Origin of the sequence: Aliifodinibius sp. S!AR15-10, from assembly GCF_031569985.1 — a bacterium.
Taxonomy (GTDB): domain Bacteria; phylum Bacteroidota; class Rhodothermia; order Balneolales; family Balneolaceae; genus JAMQKA01.
In genome coordinates, this window is sequence record NZ_JAMQKA010000005.1 from 103,403 (window position 1) to 122,145 (window position 18,743).

The window sequence follows — 18,743 nt, forward strand, 5'->3', positions numbered from 1 at the left end:
ATGTGGTTAATTGACGTTATTAATTTGTTTAGTCAATGCCTCAGCTTCCTCAATCATCCGCTCAAACACTTTTAACCCTTTATCCCAGAATGTGGGTTGAGTGATATCTAATCCTACTTTACCAACAATATCTTCCGGCCACTCTGATCCTCCGGCGCGCAACATGTCAATATATCGATCGGCAAACCCGTTTTTGCTTTGTCGATATTCCTCGTATAACGCCAATACCAACAGTTCTCCAAAAGCATAGGCATACACATAACCCGGGGTATGCAAAAAATGCGGAATATAACACCACCAGATGTCATAGCTTTCTGTCAGGGTAACGGAGTCACCATACAGATTTTCCTGCTGCTGGCGCCAAAGTTCTGAAAATTCTTCCGTCGTTAATTCGCCATCTTCTCGACGCTTGCTGTGCATGGCATTTTCAAACCGGTTCATCGAAATTTGACGAAAAACAGTGGCGATGGTGTCATCAATCTTGCTAATCAGCAGTGCCAGCTTTTCTTTGGGATCATCCAACTGATTCTTCAAGCTCTGGAATACCAGCATTTCCCCAAATACGGAGGCTGTTTCCGCTGTAGTTAAAGGCGTACCGGCCTGCAGAGGTCCTTGCTCTCGAGACAGATATTGATGCACCCCGTGCCCCAGTTCATGTGCCAGTGTCTGCACATCGCGCAACTTGCCGTCATAATTCATAAACACATACGGGTGCACCGACGGCACTGTGCTTGCAGAATATGCCCCTCCCCGCTTGCCTGGCTTCATGGCCGCGTCAATCCATTGATGCTCAAAAAACTTATCGGCAATCGAACCCATTTCTTTATGGAATTCGGAGTATGAGCCGATCACAATGTCCCGCGCCCGTTTCCAGTTCACCTCTTTCCGGGTCTCCAGCAGTGGGGCGTAGCGGTCGTAATCATACAGCTCTTCATATCCCAGTAACTCCCGCTTCAGGTTATAAAAACGCTGGACCAGGGAATATTGTGATGTCACCGATTTGATAAGTGTTTCTACGGTGGCATCATCAATTTCATTGGCCAGGTTGCGAGAAGAAATCCAGCTGTCATAATTGCGCAGCTTGTCATTGGTATGCTTATCCGCCAGCAGTGTGTTGAAAATAAAGGTGAGCGATCGGCTCAACTCCTTGAATTTCTTTGTAAGCCCGGCATGTGCTTTTTCCCGCAGTTCACGATCGCTCTCATGCAGCTTGCTCAACATCTCTTGCTCAGTCAACCCTTCGCCGTCGAGTTCAAATCGCGCGGCACCCAGTGTTTCATCGAAATAACGATTCCATGCACTGCGACCGGTAACATTTTTGGCCGAAAGTACCTGCTCCGCTTCTTCGCCGAGCACATGTTCTTTGTATCGCCGCGATGTTTCCAGGTAATGTTTATAGTGCGAAAGCTTTTCATCTTCAATTAAATCCCGTGCCTGGTCTTCCTCAATCTTGAGCCACTCCACATCAAAAAAGACCAGTTTTTGCTTGATCTCAGAGGATAGCTCATTGGCCTCCTGCATCAGCTTTCCATATTTGGCATTTTCAGTATTAGTGGTCCATATTAGATGAGAAAAAGAACCAATTTTGCCAATCAATTCCAGGATGTTTTCGTATTCCCGGAGAGCTTCCCGAAGTTCTCCTGCCGTTAACTGGCCAACATTTCCTTTATATTTGTTGGCAAACTGGTCAGCAAGGGTAGCTACCTTTTTCTTGTCACTTTTTAACTGGGGATCGTCAATAGCCTTGTATAGATCCGAGAGGTCCCAATTGACCTCTTCGGCGCCGGTCTGTTTCTTCTTATTTATGTCGGGCATTAACCAGAAATCTTTTAGCTTTCGTTTATGTTAAGTTAAGTTTTACTATCTAAGGAGTATAACCATTTTTGGGGATGAAAATAATCCTACTTCTTTGATCGTATTTTACCAAAACAATGGTTAATTTTACGTTTTGTTGAACTAGCCCAAATTAAATAATTTTTTTACTGATTATTAATCGGAATAGCGATTTCTAACCATTAATTAGAACTATACACCTGCACCGTCTTGAAGTCTTTAGAAGCTGTATTTGGACCAAACTCTGCTTTAGTCGAAGAACTGTTTAATCAATACAAAGAGGATCCCTCGTCTGTTCCCAATCACTGGAAACAGTATTTTGATGAGATTGAGGGAGAAACTGAGACTAAAGAAGCAAAGGAAACCTCTGTACCTACCAACGGTGAGCCTGCTGTCGCTAAAAAAGCCCCTGAAAAGAAGAAAGAAAAAGAGCCTGTTTCGAAAGAAGCAGAAGTAGATGTTCCCAAAGGGGCTACGCTGGAAAAGATCAAGGGTATTTCTGAAAAGATCGCTGAAAATATGGACGAAAGCCTGGAGGTCCCCACCGCCACTTCCGTCCGCACCCTGCCGATGAAGATGCTTATCGAGGATCGAACCATCATTAACCGGCACCTCCTGCAACGGGGCGATCCCAAATCTTCCTTCACTCATTACATTGCCTGGGCTATTATTCGTGCGCTGGAGGAATTCCCCAATATGAACAATTCCTACCTGCGTAAAAAAGATGACGGTGCTTACAAAGTGAAACCTGGCCAAGTAAATCTGGGACTGGCCATCGATGTGCAAAACAAGGATGGCTCCAGGAACTTGTTGGTGCCCAATATCAAGGGCGTCGACAAAATGAATTTCAAAGAATTCCTCTATGCTTACCAAGAACTGATCGACAAAGCCCGAAATGGCAATCTTCAAATATCGGACTTCCAGGACACCACGATCACTCTCACAAATCCGGGCATGATCGGGACTGTGCAATCTGTACCCCGGTTGATGAAGAACCAGGGTACCATTATCGCCACGGGAGCTATTCAATACCCCGCTGAGTACCAATCGATGTCACAGGAAGTGCTCAATCAGCTGGGTATCAGCAAAATAATGACGGTGACTTCGACCTATGATCACCGCGTGATCCAGGGTGCAGAATCAGGTGCATTCCTTAAAAAAATGCATACGCTGCTGAATGGCGAGGAGGATTTCTATGACCAGATTTTTTCAGATCTTGAGATTCCGTATGATCCGATTCCTTTTGGTGAAGACACTTATGTAGGTCAGCTTGATGGGCGCGGTGCCACGCTCGAGGATAATAAGCGTGCCATTGCAGTTATGCGATTGATCAACATGTATCGCACCCGTGGACATGTGCTAGCCGATCTCGATCCGCTTAGTGACGAACCCGGCCATAGCCCGGAACTCGATTTCGACTACTATGGACTCACGCTCTGGGACCTGGATCGCGAATTTTACTGTGCCGGCCTGGGAGGGTACGAAAAAGCACCACTGAGCGTGATTATCAAACTATTGCGTGACACCTACTGTGGAAAAGTCGGGGCCGAATTTATGCACCTGCTCGACCTCGATGAGCGGAAATGGCTGCGGGAGCGAATGGAGTCTACCACCAACACCCCCGAGCTTGAAAAAGATGACAAAAAACAGATTCTGCACAAGCTCAACCAGGCGATGGCGTTTGAGCAGTTTCTTCACAAAAAGTACATCGGTCATAAGCGGTTCTCCCTTGAAGGAGCCGATACGCTGATCCCTATGATGCACTTTATGCTGGAAAAAGCCGGAGATTTTGAAATTGAGAAGATGTTTATGGGGATGGCCCATCGCGGAAGGCTGAATATCCTTGTGAATATTTTAAACAAGCCGTACCGTAAAGTTTTTGCTGATTTTGAAGGAAACCTCGATCCGGATAGTATCCAGGGTTCCGGCGATGTAAAATACCACCTGGGAGCAAAAGGTGCGCATAAAACGCTCTCCGGAAAGGATATCGATCTGGAACTGCTGCCTAACCCGAGTCACCTCGAATCTGTAAACCCGGTCGTTGAAGGCTCCACTCGAGCGATGCAAGATCACCATGAAAAGGAAGATCCCGACAATCGCGTAGTACCCGTTCTTATCCACGGGGATGCTGCTTTTGCCGGTCAGGGTGTTGTGGCCGAAACACTGAATATGTCGCAGCTCGAGGCCTATAAAACCGGCGGAACCATTCATATCATTATCAACAATCAGATTGGATTTACGACTCTCCCAAAAGATGGACGCTCCACGGAGTATGCTTCTGACCTGGCCAAAATGATTTTAGCCCCGATCTTTCATGTCAATGGAGACAGTCCTGAAGCGGCCGTTCACTCCATCCAGATGGCGCTTGAATATCGCCAGAAGTTTAACAAAGATGTTGTCATTGACTTGGTTTGTTATCGTCAGCATGGACACAATGAGGGGGATGAGCCGGCATTTACACAGCCCGGCTTGTACAAAGAGATTGAAGATCACCCAAGTGTCCGCGATATCTACACCAAAGAATTGCTGCGAAAAGGAGAGCTTTCAGAGGACGAAACCGAAGAACTTTTCGAAGAATTTGATCAATTGCTGCAAGAGGCGTTTGAAGACGCTAAAAATTCCTCTCCCCTTGAGGTTACGGACGACATGATTAATCGTAAAGAAACCAAGCAGAAAGACTGGGCTGAGTTTCCCGATACAACCTATGAAGAAGAGGAGATTAAAGATATTGCGCTCAAGTTGAATACCGTGCCCAAGGATTTTGATGCCAATCCAAAGCTGCTGAAACAGCTGGCCAAGCGCGCTGAGATCGTTGAAAAAAATGAGATCAAAATCGACTGGGGTTTTGCCGAAGCACTGGCGATTGGCTCCCTCTTGAAAGAAGGTACTACGGTTCGACTGACAGGTCAGGATGCGGAACGCGGTACATTCTCGCACCGACACTCAATCCTGCACGGCACAGAGACCGACCAAAAATATATACCGCTGAATAACCTTGAGGAGGGCCAGGCTAAATTCTATCCTTACAACAGCCTGCTTAGTGAGTTTGCCTGTGTCGGCTTTGAGTTTGGATACAGCGCTGCTAAGCTCAATGCACTGGTCATTTGGGAGGCGCAATTTGGCGATTTTGCCAATGGTGCACAAATTCCGATAGACCAGTTTATTTCGGCCAGTGAAGCAAAGTGGGGACAGAAGAGCTCGCTTGTAATGACCCTGCCACATGGATATGAGGGGCAAGGGCCGGAGCACTCCTCGGGGCGCCTGGAACGCTTCCTGCAGCTCTGTGCTCAGGACAATATGCAGGTGACCAACCTCACGACCCCTGCCCAATATTTCCACATCCTGCGGAAGCAGGCAATGCAGGAAAACAAAAAGCCGTTGATCATCATGTCTCCCAAAAGTCTGCTGCGACATCCGCTTGCAACGTCTTCGAAAGATGACTTGGTGAACGGTCGATATAAGCCCTTCATTCCAGACCAGGAAATCAGTGACAAGAAGGAGGTGAAACGACTGGTGATCTGTTCTGGTAAAGTTTATTACGATCTCATCAAATATAGAGACGAAAATGAGATCGAGGATATTGCCATTGCACGTCTTGAGCAGTTTTACCCCTTCCCTGACAAAGATGTCAATTCGATCCTGAAGGAGTATAACCACGTGGGAGATATTGTATGGTGCCAGGAAGAGCCTAAAAATATGGGGGCCTGGACGTTTGTGGCCACCCGGATTATGGAGGAACTCCAAGACGGACAAAATCTACGCTATATAGGTCGACAAGCATCAGCCTCTCCAGCGGCCGGTCAAATGAAAATTCACCTGGCCGAACAAGAACGCCTGGTTAAAAATGCGATGGATAGCTAAAACCTGCCAAATCAATTCAATAAAGGGCTGTCTCACTGGAGGCAGCCTTTTTTATGTTTAGAATTCATCCTTGTCAGTAACAACCAGCCACTCTTTACCACAACACGTCCACCGAGTCACCGGAAGAACAGTACTAAGCCAACGATGCCATTGTTTGCGTTTTATCCGAACCATCTTTCGACCGCACTCTGGACAGTTCTTATCTTCCCGAATTGATAGAATTCTCTCTTTCTCTAGCATGTAGTCACCCCTAAAGTGTTTACAGATCTCTTGAAATCTTACTCAATCTCTGATAAAAAGAATAATTACAGTGCCAACGCTTTCGTGCCCGTAAATATCCAATTTAAGTTAAAATTGGTAATTAAGATTTATTAATACGTCTTTAGAAAATAAAAGAATAACGCGGTTGCAGCATTTTATCTTTCAGAATTTGAGATGAATTTCCTGCATTATTGACATAAAGAACAAGATAGATCTAAAAAAACCCGGAAGGATAGTGATCCCTCCGGGTTTAAAAATTTACAGTCGGGCTAACGAGATTTATCGAAGCCCTCCTGGAACACCCTTGCAAATACGGCTGACCGCGTCGTGGCTGTGCAGGCTCTCCATATGTACACAACGGACCACAAAATCAACCACCTGTTCCTGTTCATCCAGTTCTTCATACACCAGTCGGGCAGCATCTTCTACGAACTTTTGATACGCCGCATTCATCTCAGCAAACGCTTGCTCATCCTCGCGCTTGACCATGACCTGGGTTTCGGTCTGCAAGGCTTCACGGCATATAGCAACCAAATCTTCTACAAAAAGCTCTTCATCAAGCTCAACCGTCACACTGGCAATACTGCGCTGGCTGTGGGGAATTGCCGCCACGTCACGCGAGTCTTTAGCATGCTCGGAGAGCTCATATGAACAAGGGCATGCACTACTGTATTCAAAATCCAGGTGCATAAACATTCTGAAATTATCTCGGTTGTCGAGCGCCCCCTCGAGGGCAACGTTATAATATTGATAGCCCTCCAATTCAGATCGCAGGCTTTCCTGGATTATCGGATAGTTGAACGAAAGCCTAAGGTATCCACTATGGGTGTCCAGATCCTTTTTATAAGTTTTTAATACCTCGCGAAGCTTTTCAAGATGGAAAACTTCATTTTTAAACTTATAAAAAGAGCGAATAATTCTGCTCATGTTGATCCCCTTCTTGTCAGCTTCAAGACCTACATAGCCATCTACCGAGGTCTCAAGGGTAATCAACTCTCCATCCGGGCGGGGAAATTTCAACGGTAGTTTAAAATTGGATATACCAACCTGCTGAATTGGCACATTGGCACCTTCAATCAATGACGCCGGTCCATTCTGAAGATCAGGCAGACTGGCCTTGTAGTCATCAGAAATCGTAAATGTAGGATCGTACACTCGCTTTAATTTAGTGGATATCATGCTTTGAACAATTCGTTAAAATCGTTTATCAATGAATTATTTCAATAAGTATGGACAATATTCGGCTGCGTTTCGTTCGGTCTCATGCAGCTTAACAGCATATAGTTTACCGCCTTCCACGCACGCTTTTTCAATCGGTTCTTTCAGCTGAAAATAAAAAGCTTTCACCAAGTTCTCAGTAGATGGCAAAATGCCGTCTAAAAAATCAACGTCTAAATTTAAGTTTTTATGATCACATTTTTCAATAATCTGTTCTTCAATGATATCGTACAGTTTTGAGAGGTCAATAACATAGCCCGTATCGGGATCTGGTTCCCCAGCAACTACCACTTCTATTATATAATTGTGGCCGTGCCAATTGGGGTGGTTACATTTACCGTAGACCCGCTTGTTCCACTCTTCGGATTTTTCGGGATTGTGGAGGCGGTGTGCCGCGTTAAAATGTGCTTTTCGCTTTACAAAAACCAATGTATGAATATTATTTCTTGTTAACGGATTGACCTAACGAAGCAACCAGGGAAAAGGTTCCAACATATTTTACTCCCCGTGCTTGCCATCCAAAGATAAATATATTGTGAAAGGAGTCCCAGTATTCAGAACTTCCTTACTTTCCATACTGAATTGTACAAACTCTATTGCTGCAACATTATTTTGGCCATCTTGCCCATGGCCATTTGATAGGTCCCAGAGCACCATGGTATTCAACCTGTTCAAACCAGCTGTCACCTGGGGATTGACCACCCGTTAAATAAGGGGAGGCATCGGGCAAACTAAAATCAAAATGTTCGAGATCATTAAATAACAAAATCGATTCTTCAGCAGATATCATGGTATAGCTGCTTTTATAATGCTGTGTTAGTAAAGCATTTTCCCAGCCTCCATTATTATGAAGCAGAAAGTTATTGAATTTCAGCCTGCTGCCATAATTTTCAAAAGTCATATCCTTGTCATCACTGGTCCCGGCTCCTCCGTTTTTCCCCTGCAACCGCCAGTGATATCCGGCAAAATTACTAATAATGACGTTATGGTATGAACAGACTGGTTATCACACGCGCTGCTAAATAGTACACCTAATATAAAGACACCGCCTAAAATAAAATTAATATTTAGACTCATATTGCAATCCTTGCAGATCAAATTTTAGAAATTAAATCATTATGAATACCGGAATATTCCAAATAAAAAGAGGACCCCGGTTCCCCGGAATCCCCTTATTGTGATCAGCACACCTCACACTTACGTGAGAGGATATCGTTGTAAATCACTAAAATGAGTATTTAAAACCGAGGCTCGCTGAGGTATGTGGATTATATTGTTCATACAACTGTTCTTCTGCTTGGTAGCCGTGGAAGGTTTCTTCCTGCACTTGATTTAAGATATTGGTCACTTTCAAGCTTAGGGAAGCCCGGCCAAACGATTTATTTAAATTAAAATTCAGACTGTGAAAAGGCTCGGAATAAACATCCGGGAACACGCCCCCGCCAACAATAGTCAAGGTTTCCCCTTTTAGGTTGTAGAAAAAACCTGCATCAAAACTTATTTCCGGGTTTTCATAAGTGAGCCCGGCATTTATGATATATGGAGACTGCCCCGCCATCTGACGAGTATCATCAACCACTTGTCCATCTTTTTCCACTCTTTTTCGGGCTTCATATTCTTCTTCGGTCATTTCAATACTGGATTGAACCAGAGTTACATTGGTATTGAACCCGAAGTTGTCCAGTGAGGGAGACAAGAAATCCAACGATTGTCTCAACTCAAATTCCGCTCCATACACTTCCCCTTTCCCAACATTTCGGGGTTGGTATTCGGTTGATGTAACCTGTGTTCGAATTCTTACCAGCTCGATTGGATCGTCAAAGCTTTTATAAAATCCACTCACAGAAAGGATCTGACCATTGTTGGAAAAACGCTCCCATCGAAGATCCAGGTTATGGATCCGTGTTTCGCCTAAATTGCCGTCCCATTCGCCTATGGGAAATAATCCCCCGTTGAATATCCGGTCGGAAACGGGATCCAGAATCTGGGCAAATGAAAGCTCTTTAAATGAAGGCCTTGCGATGGTTCGAGAATATGAAAACCGTAAATTCTGATTATCATTTAAAAAGTAGGTAAGGTTCGCTGACGGGAAAAAGTCTAGTGCATCAAGTACTTTTTCGTCATCCAGGTTGTTTCCGGCCTCACTGCCCTGGGCATATAAAGCATCGCGTCCGGTATGCCGTTGTACATATTGCTCAGCCCTGACCCCAATACTGGCTTTCAGGTTTGGTATGGGATTGAATTCATTGGACAGATAAAATGCCGTATTGTGTACGTTGGAACTATACGCATTGGGATTTGGCGTTTGGTTTCCAGATTGATAATAGATCGTTCCATCGGGGTAGATATTTCCTTGCTTTAGGATCTCCTCTGGATTACCCTCTAATTCAGGTGTTGAACCAAAAAATGCCATGCTATATGATAGAATCTCATAATCACGCTGTTTGTAGACGTGACTGCCGCCAAATTTAAATCTGGCCGGTTCTCCAAACAGTTCATATTCCCGTGATATATCGAGTCGTCCCACAAGGTTCATTTCATCCAGGTATCGCCAGAGTCTGCTTGGGAATCCCCCTGCACCGGCATTGAATATCGGCTCGTTGTTCGATTCACGAATGGTGTAAGTTGTTCTTCTTATATCCGGGTCCACCATCTTGGAGAAGGTCGGAGAGACTCTCCAGTTTACCTCCCATTTGGTGTCATTAAAATAGTGCACACCATTCAGCAGAAAGTTTGTTATGCCCCGCTCTCCGTATTCCAGGTTATATGAATCGCCGATGTATCCCGATTGGCCGGGGGTACTTTCACTATTGTCTATTGCAAAATTAGAGGATCTGCTTTCTCCATTCTGGAGGTGCATCCCGGTTAACCTGTATTTTGATCTCTCGGTTTTAAAAGCAAGTCCAGCAAGTCCACCAACCAACACATTTTTTTCAGAAACAGTCCCATTTTGGCGGGTTGCATAGATCAATTCATAATTATCAGGTCCTTCCGGTATCTGATATTCACCGTATCTGAAATCATCGTAATGTGTACTCGAGGTTTTATAAGTTCCTGAAAATATATAGCCAAGTGTATTCCCACCCCCCAAATTAAATTGATCTCCCAATGACAGACCAAGGCTATAGTCCATCATATTTGAATCGGTTCTGGGACCCAGTGTTGGATTAAAACTATTTACGAAATTATTTGCCTGCTCTTCAGAAGCACCGCTTATAGGCGTGGGGATATTCTCTGCGTCAGCTCCATTCGGTAGTTCTCTTGCGCCATTATCAAACCCAAGGAAATCGGTATCACTACCCTCATAGGTCAAATAGTTATTGTTGAAATGCATGGAGGGGTTGTAATCAATACTTGCCGACACATCAAAAATGGGCTCACCCGGGAAATCCTTGGTTTCAATATTTACAATACCACCTGTAAAGTCGGCTGGCATTTCCGCAACGGCGGTCTTGGTGATGACCATATTGTTGATAAGGTTGGTTGGAAAAATATCGATTTGCAGGCTGTTACGGTTGGGATCAAGACTCGGGATGTCAACAGAATTGAGCATGGTTTTGGTGTATCGGTCGCCCAGTCCCCGAACGTACACATACTTGCCGCCTTCCACAGATACGCCAGTCACTCTTTTCAAGGCTCCTGCAGCATTGGAATCACCGACTCTTCGAAATCTTTCTGCGGAAATACCATCAACCAGGTTAGCTGACTTTTTCTTTTGTGTCATCAATGCCGCTTCAGAAATGTTCACAAGGTCAGCGGTCACAACCACTTCCTCCATCTCTTCGACCGATTTCTGCAGGCGTATATTATCGAAGTTTGTAACTTCCCCTTCGGTAACCTCAACTTCTTCGATCGTTACCGCTCTGTAAGAAACATATGAGATCCGAATATCATAGGTACCGGCAGACACTTCTAAATCAAATTTGCCATCAAAATCCGTTGTTGTCCCTTTTGATTCTCCTACCAAAAGTACGGTTACTCCATAAAGCGGCTCACCGCTGGCATCTTCAATCACGGTTCCGCGAATGGTTCCATCTTGGGCTTGTAGTAAATTCGTAAAGCAACTGAGCCAAAATATCACAAAGGTTAGCTTGTATAATCTATTCATGAAACTGATCACTGTGTGCTTTTTAGTTTTTTTAAAATAAATAGGTGTGCTGAACTTCTATTCTCTTTTTAAATGGGTTTGCCTTTAGCGATCTAAAGGCAAACCCGGTAAACATGCGTACGTTACATTATTCAAGTCCAATTTCAGCGAGTGCGCCTGACTGGCTAGCCCATGTAAAGCCAAATACGCTTACATCGGCACCAACAGTAGCCTCAGAATAGCTTGATACTGAAGATACTTCTTCAGCGTCTATTAGAGAGCTGGGGAAGAAGTCTGACAATGTACCTGAAGGAAGTACCGCCTCAAGCGAAGTGATTGCATAACCGTTCTGGTTATCTGCATACTCTGAGTAATTATCATCGAGCATGGTAGTAGACTCTGAGGACCACATGAACAGGACGTTATTTACGTTCACATCGGTGTTATCGTCCGTATCAATCAGGAACTCAGTGTCAGCTCCTGCATAAGCAGTAACGTTCGTGATTGTATGACCGGAACCAGTGTAAGATCCCTCTGGACCGTCAAGCTCCATGAGTGAACCGGCAGGATTAATAGTAACTACATTGTCAACAGTACCAGCCCAAGCTTGATCAGTATCAAGTGCATCATCTCCGTTATTCCATACCAGAACATTCTTGACACTGACCGTTCCACCGAACCATTCAACACCGTCATCCTGGTTGGCCACAATCTCGATGTTTTCGATAGTGGTTCCACTACCAACGCCACCGAGTGACAAGCCATTGATCTCGTTACCTTCACCAATGTTGGTTCCACCATGACGGATGGTTACGTAAGTGAGTGAACCTGAACTGTCTTCGGCATCATCTCCCCCATAGAGGGCAAGCGTTTCAGAGGATGGAATACCTTCAATTTGAGCTTCGCTTCCGCTTCCTACTGAGATAGGAGCATTACCGAGGACAATAACTCCGCCCCAGAGTCCTCGAACGGTAGGATCAAGGTTGGGACTAGCGAAGTTTCCATTGTCAACATCTTCAGGGGTAATCTCGTCGGCAACAGAGGTAAAGATAATGGGTTGCTCAGCGGTACCGTTTGCATTCAGGGTACCATCGCGAGCTACAAGTAGTGTCGTGGCATTAGCTTCGGCACCGGCTTCGCCTTTAACAATAACCCCAGCCTCGATGGTAAGTGTAGCGCCGGGCTCAACAATAATTCGACCACCAAGGATGTAGATTTTGCCATTTTCCCAGGTTGTATCTTCGGTAATATTGTCAACTACTCGGATTGTGGACTCCTCTTCATTGACTGAAACTACAGCCGTGGCTTTTTGACTCATTCCGTCAGCATCAGTAACGGTGAGTTCAACAGAACCTGCCCCTGAGGCATCACCGGTATAGTTAACAACTACATCTCCACTGGTTGCACCAGCTTCAGGTTCGGAGGTAATCTCGGCGGTTCCGTTTTGAGCTGTAACCTCAGCTGATTGATATCCTTCATCGGCAGTTATATTGAAGGTAATCTCAATAGACTCACCTACGAGAGTATTTTGGGATCCAGGTGCTGTCACGCTGGGAGGATTTACTTCGGTGCCAGTCCCATTGTCATCCTCGCTACAGGAGACAAACAGAGCTAACAATAGTAATACGCTAACTGAGTGTGTTAGTAAGTATTTAATATTCATGATATGTTATCTGATTGGATTTATTTATGTATTAATGAAAGGTCCAAAAGGTATGTGAGAGGGATTAGGATGAATTAAAACCAGTATTACTAAATCATTATTAAGCCCTATTGAAAACAAACTTTGAATGAAGAGATGGTACCTTGTGATACCTCGAAAAATCCATCTTTGGTTTGACTTCATGTCTGACCACGTTGGTTAGTTTTACTGATCAATTCATTACTCCAACCTCTGTTGGAACCAAGGATAGCACACTCAGATTGCAACAGTATTAATTCAGGGTTACTGTTGAGTTACTGTAATTTTAAGGGAATGTTACCAGAGGGGCGTGGTATGTTAACTTGGTGTTAAATGAAGCTCTCTTTAAGAGAAGGAAGCTTACGTAAGATGAAAAAGGAAGGAAATAAAGAAGAGGAATTCCGAAGAATTCCTCTCCCGAAATAATTACTCTTCTTCTTTACTGGAATCTTGTTTTGATTCGGAAAGGTAGTTGGACTCGGAAACTGAAGACCCGTTCGGATTACCATTTACTTTTTCAGCCGATTGATCCCCATCAAAAATTCCCTCAGGATAGCGGCCCTGTGGTCGCTCGCCCAACAGTTCACGGAGATCATTGTGATTAAGCACCTCTTTCTCCAGCAGGGTTTGAGCCATTTTTTCCAGCTTGTCTTCCTGCTTTGTTAGCAGCTCTTTGGTTCGTTCATAATTCGTTTTGATGATTTTGCTCACCGCACCATCAATACGCTCCGAGGTTTGTTCAGAATATTTTTTATTAAAACCATAGCTATTCTCCGGATTCTGGGAATCCTTCAGTGAGATGTAGCCCAACTCTTCACTCATGCCATATTCGGCGACCATGGCAAATGCCATGTTTGTGATTCGTTCCAGGTCATTCTGAGCACCGGTAGAAATTTTTCCAAAGGTAAGCTCTTCCGCAACACGACCGCCAAGCAGTGCACAAATCTTGTCCTCCAACTCTTCTGTTGTCATCAGATAGCGATCTTCCAGCGGTGTCTGCAAAGTATATCCCAACGCAGCCAATCCTCGCGGAACGATACTCACTTTAAGTACAGGGTCCGTGTGCTCGAGATACCATCCCACGATAGCATGACCTGCTTCGTGATATGCCACAATACGTCGCTCTTCGGGACTAATAAGCTTATTCTTTTTCTCCAACCCGGCAATAACACGTTCAATAGAATCCTGGAAATCAACCATTTCAACCGACTCTTTTCCACGGCGTGCCGCTAGCAGGGCTGCTTCATTGCAAAGATTGGCAAGTTCCGCACCTGCAAAGCCAGGCGTTTGCGAGGCCAGTAGTTTGAGATCAATATCGTCAGACAGCTTTAAATTCCGGGCATGTACTTCAAGAACTTGTACCCGCCCATTCAGGTCCGGCTTATCAATCAGAATTTGGCGATCAAACCTTCCGGGTCGCAACAATGCGGTATCAAGCACATCAGGACGGTTTGTGGCCGCCATAATGATGACCCCCTTATCAGAATTGAAGCCGTCCATCTCGCTGAGAAGCTGGTTCAGGGTATTCTCGCGTTCGTCGTTCGAACCCATCATCATGCCACGTCCGCGGCTTCTTCCAATCGCATCAATTTCGTCAATAAAGATGATGCATGGCGCTTTTTCTTTGGCCTGCTTGAAAAGGTCACGCACCCGCGCGGCCCCAACACCGACAAACATTTCAACAAAGTCGGAGCCACTCAGACTGAAAAACGGGACATCCGCTTCCCCGGCCGTAGCTTTGGCCAGAAGCGTCTTACCTGTACCAGGAGGCCCCACTAGCAGAACTCCTTTAGGGAGGGTACCACCGAGTTTGGTAAATTTCTTGGGATTCTTCAGGAATTCAACGACCTCCTCAACTTCCGCCTTGGCCTCCTGCAGACCGGCAACATCTTTAAACGATACCTTATTATCGCTCTGCTTGTCATACAACGAAGCTTTGTTCTTTCCGATATTAAGAACCTGCTGACCAGGATTCATTCGGCGGAAGATGAATATCCAAAATGCAATGGCGAGGCCGATCGGGATCAGCCAGATTAGAATACCGCTGAACCAATCCTCTTCAATTCTCACATCATACTCAACGTTGTTCGCATCAAGAATCGGGCGTATCTCATCGCCCTCCAGCATCGTCGTACTGAAACTGGGTGTTTGGTTTTGGCTGGTTAGTTGCCACTGTTGATCCTGTTCAGGAGGCTTAACGATCCCCTGCTGTATAGCTTTCTCGGTATACTGCCCTTTAATTTGGGCGCCGTTTGTGATCGTTATTTTCTCTACATAGCCTTCTTCTACATATTCAAGGAACTGGCTGTACATAATTCGGCTACCAGCTTCCGGCGTCATAAAATAGAATTGAATGCCGAACAGTACGAGCAGGACCACAAGATAGATCCAAATTGAAAGCCTCGGAGATTTATTATCCCCCTTCAGCTTGTCTTTTAAATCAGAAGAATTATTATTTTTGTCAGACTGGTTAGACATCTATTGATTTCCAAACTTATTTATTTCAGCAAATTCAATCTAATATACCACTTTTTTTAATTTATTCTGTCTTACACAAAGAGCTGGTAAAACGTTCCAGCCAGCTATAACGGAATGCCTCGTGTGTATATTTGAATTTTATTGGCCGATATCAAATTTAACTCTCTTGTTCTTCAAAACTGATCAGTTCCCCATCCTGGCGCTGCATCTTGACACCTTCTTCTTTTGGGGTAATCTTGCCGATCACCACAAAGTCCTGGAATTCATCAGCTAATTTTTCCACTTGTTCCTTAGGCAGGGTAAACAGGAGTTCAAAATCTTCTCCCCCGTAAAGTGCGTATTTGTCAACATCTTCTTTCATTTCATCTGCCACCTGTCGGGTCTCAATAGCAATGGGAAGTGCTGCTTGATAAATATGAGCTCCGACATTTGAGGCATCGGCAAGCTGGTGAAGGTCACTGACTAGACCTTGTGTCAAGTCAATCATTGCCCCAGGCTGCATTTCCAGCTCAGCAATTTTGTCTATAAAATCGCGGCGGGCAACCGGCACCAGCTGCCGCTTAACAACATATTCATAATCTCCCAGATCAGGCTGAAATTGATCCTGCTGGTGTTCTTCCCAGAATTTCTTTTCTCTCATCAAAATTCGGAGTCCAGCTATAGCCCCGCCGACATCGCCAGTAACACAAACCGCTTCATCAATTTTAGCACCTGAACGATAAACCAGGTACTCCTTCTCTGCTCGCCCATGGGCCGTTATTGACAACGACAAAATCTGGTGTGAAGCAGTGAGATCTCCACCGGCAACTTCAACCCCATAATCGTTGGATGCGGCATCTACGCCCTTATATATCTCATTTACCATATCCACAGACAGCTTATTGGGCAGTCCTAAATTGATCAAAACGGAGTCAGGTGTACCGTTCATCGCATAAATATCGCTGACGGCCGCGGTAACAATTTTATACCCGAGATGATGCAAAGGGGTATATGTCAGATCAAAATTGACACCCTCAAGGAACGATTCGGAGGATAGTAACCCAGCATAGGTTTGGGTTTCATCTATAACAGCAGAGTCATCGCCGATCCCCTTTATGACTTTGTCATTACGGAAGGCAGTCTGCTCTGAAAGTTCTTCTATTAGCCTGTAACGTCCAATTGATTCTATACTTCGGAAGGAATCTTTATCCACAAAAAATGTAAATTTGGTTAAATAAAAAAGGCAGGCACAAAATGGTGCACTGCCTTTAAAATTAAATGTAAGCTTGTATCAGTTAGTCCTCACGGTGAGTAGAGTAGTTAATACGAAGAGTGCCCGCCTTGCGAAGTTCCTGCTCAACGTCGGTAACAATACCGAACTCGGAATCTTCGTCAACCCGAAGGGAAACAATAAGCTTGGGTTGCTCCTGGAGCTTATCATACATCATGTTTCGGATTGAACCCAGATCATCAATCAGGGTGTCATCGATTTGCACTTTCGTTTCACCTAATGAATTACCAGATAATTTTTCTGGCCCGATGTAGATATAACTTACCAAGCGTTTTTGCTCGATTTTCTCAATATTCTCGGCCTGGGTAAAGTCAACTTGAACCTGCAAGGTCACTTCCCGGAGAACCGTTGTCACCATAAAGAAAATCAGCAGCATAAATACGATATCGGGCATTGCCGATGTCGGAATCTCCTGCTTAGTATTAGCAGATTTTTTTTTGAAATGTGCCATAATAGATTTCCTTACCCTTGGTCTGGCTCTGCGATTGAAATTTTCTTGGGGTAAATGTCCTGGACTTGTTGCCTTTCTGCACTGTTCTCTCCCAGTGATTCGTAAGACTTACCAAACCGGGACTGAGCTGCCGTATTCCGCAACTCTTCATAAGCCCCCACCACCTCATCAAGCATATCTATGTAGACCGAGTATGGTGTTTGCCTGTCGGTCTTGATAGAAACAATTGCTTTGTCAGGTGATTCAGACAGGTTGGGATCCTGTCCTCGGTTGTCAATAAAATCTTTGACCTTTTGTTTTACTTCCGAAAGCGAAGTGGGCTCCTCATCAAGCAGAACCATACCCTGAGCATTTACCAATATCTTGAGCATATTACGCTCTTTAATAGGTGGTGGCTCTTGATCTTGCTCCGGTTCCGGAGGCAACACCAATCCAATTCCCGTATCAACGTCGATAGTTGTTACCAGCAGGAAAAATATTAGCAGCAGAAAAGCAATATCTGACATCCCTGCACCGCCGAGTTCCGGCTCTTCCCTTTTTCTTTTCTTTCCAATCATAACGCGTTGCTATTAAAGATTAAATGTGCTACGCAATCCGGTAAGCAGCATAAACAGCATCATAGCAGCAATCATAAACAACATGGTACCGATAGCTGCATCTACCAATTCACCTGCTACACCAAAAATAATTCCGAAAACTGCAAAAGGAACTAAAATGGTGATGATTCTCTTCATATCTTGCTTGCCGGTTGTTAAACTCTTAATACCAGCAACAATCATTGCCAAAATACCGATCCCAATTAGCCCGATTGCAATTCCAATTCCAATTACTGCAGTCATAACTATACCTTTAACTTTTTAAAATACAGATTATTATTCAGCTTCGGCTGGGCCTTCACTGGTATCGATAATTTGTTCGCCTTCTTTCAGGGCGACAATAGAGTCGATAAGCGTAATTGAGCTCTCTTCCATCTCCGCAATGAGGCGGTCAATTTTCGAGACACAATAGTTATAACCCACCTGCAGAATAATACCTGCGATAAGTCCTGCAGCAGTAGTAAGAAGCGCAGTTTTAATACCACCGGCTACCAAACTTGGTGAAATGTCGCCCGCTTGCTCAATAGCATCGAACGCCTCAATCATACCAACAACAGTACCGGTAAATCCAAGCAGAGGAGCGATAGCAATAAACAGTGATAACCATACCAATCCACGCTCAAGAAAACTCATTTCGATGGATCCGTAGGCTGAAATACCTTTTTCAGCTGCCTCAATACCTTCATCTACACGCATCAGACCAGCTTGGAAAACAGAAGCAATAGGACCTCGTGTTTCAGCACACAGTTCCTTTGCCGCAGGCACGCCGCCTTCTTGTAGTGCTTCCTGGACGTTGACGATGAATTTTCGGGTATCAATATCAGCTAAGTTCAATGTAATTATTCGCTCTAGGAAAATGGCTAATCCAAGAATGAGTGCCACCAATACTGGCCACATGAAGGTACCACCCTCATTGAACCTTTGAACAATTACATTGAAAAAGCCTTGATCAGCTCCAGCTTGAAGCAGTAAGAGAGCTATTGACGATGTCATACGATTACTCCAAT

At 44.6% G+C, this 18,743-nt stretch carries 13 protein-coding genes; 1 reads left to right on the forward strand and 12 read right to left on the reverse strand.

The window, feature by feature from the left end; all coding sequences use genetic code 11:
- Positions 1-6: 6 nt before the first annotated feature.
- On the reverse strand, positions 7-1,815 hold the full coding sequence (locus tag NC796_RS05370; RefSeq protein ID WP_310682798.1) for a M3 family oligoendopeptidase: 1,809 nt from the start codon (positions 1,813-1,815) through the stop codon (positions 7-9).
- A 228-nt stretch (positions 1,816-2,043) separates the two neighbouring features.
- Between NC796_RS05370 and NC796_RS05375 the strand changes: the two genes are divergently transcribed.
- Positions 2,044-5,694 (forward strand): multifunctional oxoglutarate decarboxylase/oxoglutarate dehydrogenase thiamine pyrophosphate-binding subunit/dihydrolipoyllysine-residue succinyltransferase subunit, encoded by a 3,651-nt coding sequence (locus NC796_RS05375; protein ID WP_310682800.1) that lies wholly within the window; start codon positions 2,044-2,046, stop codon positions 5,692-5,694.
- Between the two features lie 540 nt (positions 5,695-6,234).
- Here the strand turns inward: NC796_RS05375 and folE2 are convergent.
- The 11 genes from folE2 to NC796_RS05430 form a co-directional block, all read right to left on the reverse strand.
- Positions 6,235-7,134 carry a GTP cyclohydrolase FolE2 gene (gene folE2 / locus NC796_RS05380; RefSeq protein WP_310682802.1) on the reverse strand — a complete coding sequence of 300 codons (900 nt, stop codon included), beginning with the start codon at positions 7,132-7,134 and terminating at the stop codon, positions 6,235-6,237.
- A gap of 36 nt (positions 7,135-7,170) precedes the next feature.
- The gene (locus NC796_RS05385; protein WP_310682804.1) at positions 7,171-7,602 is read right to left on the reverse strand and encodes a 6-carboxytetrahydropterin synthase; all 432 of its coding nucleotides are present in this window, start codon (positions 7,600-7,602) and stop codon (positions 7,171-7,173) included.
- A 178-nt stretch (positions 7,603-7,780) separates the two neighbouring features.
- Positions 7,781-8,074, reverse strand: coding sequence for a hypothetical protein (locus NC796_RS05390; RefSeq protein WP_310682806.1), 294 nt, complete (start codon positions 8,072-8,074; stop codon positions 7,781-7,783).
- A 324-nt stretch (positions 8,075-8,398) separates the two neighbouring features.
- Positions 8,399-11,281, reverse strand: coding sequence for a TonB-dependent receptor domain-containing protein (locus NC796_RS05395; RefSeq protein ID WP_310682808.1), 2,883 nt, complete (start codon positions 11,279-11,281; stop codon positions 8,399-8,401).
- 127 nt (positions 11,282-11,408) lie between these two features.
- Complete coding sequence (locus tag NC796_RS05400; protein WP_310682810.1) at positions 11,409-12,923, reverse strand: hypothetical protein; 1,515 nt, start codon at positions 12,921-12,923, stop codon at positions 11,409-11,411.
- A gap of 444 nt (positions 12,924-13,367) precedes the next feature.
- On the reverse strand, positions 13,368-15,419 hold the full coding sequence (gene ftsH, locus NC796_RS05405; protein ID WP_310682812.1) for an ATP-dependent zinc metalloprotease FtsH: 2,052 nt from the start codon (positions 15,417-15,419) through the stop codon (positions 13,368-13,370).
- Positions 15,420-15,576: 157 nt separating this feature from the next.
- Complete coding sequence (thiL, locus tag NC796_RS05410) at positions 15,577-16,611, reverse strand: thiamine-phosphate kinase (RefSeq protein WP_310682814.1); 1,035 nt, start codon at positions 16,609-16,611, stop codon at positions 15,577-15,579.
- 82 nt (positions 16,612-16,693) lie between these two features.
- Positions 16,694-17,140 carry a biopolymer transporter ExbD gene (locus tag NC796_RS05415; protein WP_310682816.1) on the reverse strand — a complete coding sequence of 149 codons (447 nt, stop codon included), beginning with the start codon at positions 17,138-17,140 and terminating at the stop codon, positions 16,694-16,696.
- A gap of 11 nt (positions 17,141-17,151) precedes the next feature.
- Positions 17,152-17,697 carry a biopolymer transporter ExbD gene (locus tag NC796_RS05420; RefSeq protein WP_310682818.1) on the reverse strand — a complete coding sequence of 182 codons (546 nt, stop codon included), beginning with the start codon at positions 17,695-17,697 and terminating at the stop codon, positions 17,152-17,154.
- Between the two features lie 12 nt (positions 17,698-17,709).
- Positions 17,710-17,979: a hypothetical protein gene (locus NC796_RS05425; protein WP_310682820.1), complete on the reverse strand. Its 270-nt coding sequence runs from the start codon at positions 17,977-17,979 to the stop codon at positions 17,710-17,712.
- A 33-nt stretch (positions 17,980-18,012) separates the two neighbouring features.
- Positions 18,013-18,729, reverse strand: coding sequence for a MotA/TolQ/ExbB proton channel family protein (locus NC796_RS05430; RefSeq protein WP_310682822.1), 717 nt, complete (start codon positions 18,727-18,729; stop codon positions 18,013-18,015).
- Between the last annotated feature and the right edge of the window lie 14 nt (positions 18,730-18,743).

Coding starts and splice junctions, on each gene's coding strand:
- NC796_RS05420 (WP_310682818.1), bottom strand. CDS start 17,697: ATGATTGGAAAGAAAAGAAAAAGGGAAGAGCCGGAACTCGGCGGTGCA.
- folE2 (WP_310682802.1), bottom strand. CDS start 7,134: ATGATATCCACTAAATTAAAGCGAGTGTACGATCCTACATTTACGATT.
- NC796_RS05390 (WP_310682806.1), bottom strand. CDS start 8,074: ATGACTTTTGAAAATTATGGCAGCAGGCTGAAATTCAATAACTTTCTG.
- NC796_RS05370 (WP_310682798.1), bottom strand. CDS start 1,815: ATGCCCGACATAAATAAGAAGAAACAGACCGGCGCCGAAGAGGTCAAT.
- NC796_RS05425 (WP_310682820.1), bottom strand. CDS start 17,979: ATGACTGCAGTAATTGGAATTGGAATTGCAATCGGGCTAATTGGGATC.
- NC796_RS05400 (WP_310682810.1), bottom strand. CDS start 12,923: ATGAATATTAAATACTTACTAACACACTCAGTTAGCGTATTACTATTG.
- ftsH (WP_310682812.1), bottom strand. CDS start 15,419: ATGTCTAACCAGTCTGACAAAAATAATAATTCTTCTGATTTAAAAGAC.
- NC796_RS05395 (WP_310682808.1), bottom strand. CDS start 11,281: ATGAATAGATTATACAAGCTAACCTTTGTGATATTTTGGCTCAGTTGC.
- NC796_RS05430 (WP_310682822.1), bottom strand. CDS start 18,729: ATGACATCGTCAATAGCTCTCTTACTGCTTCAAGCTGGAGCTGATCAA.
- NC796_RS05415 (WP_310682816.1), bottom strand. CDS start 17,140: ATGGCACATTTCAAAAAAAAATCTGCTAATACTAAGCAGGAGATTCCG.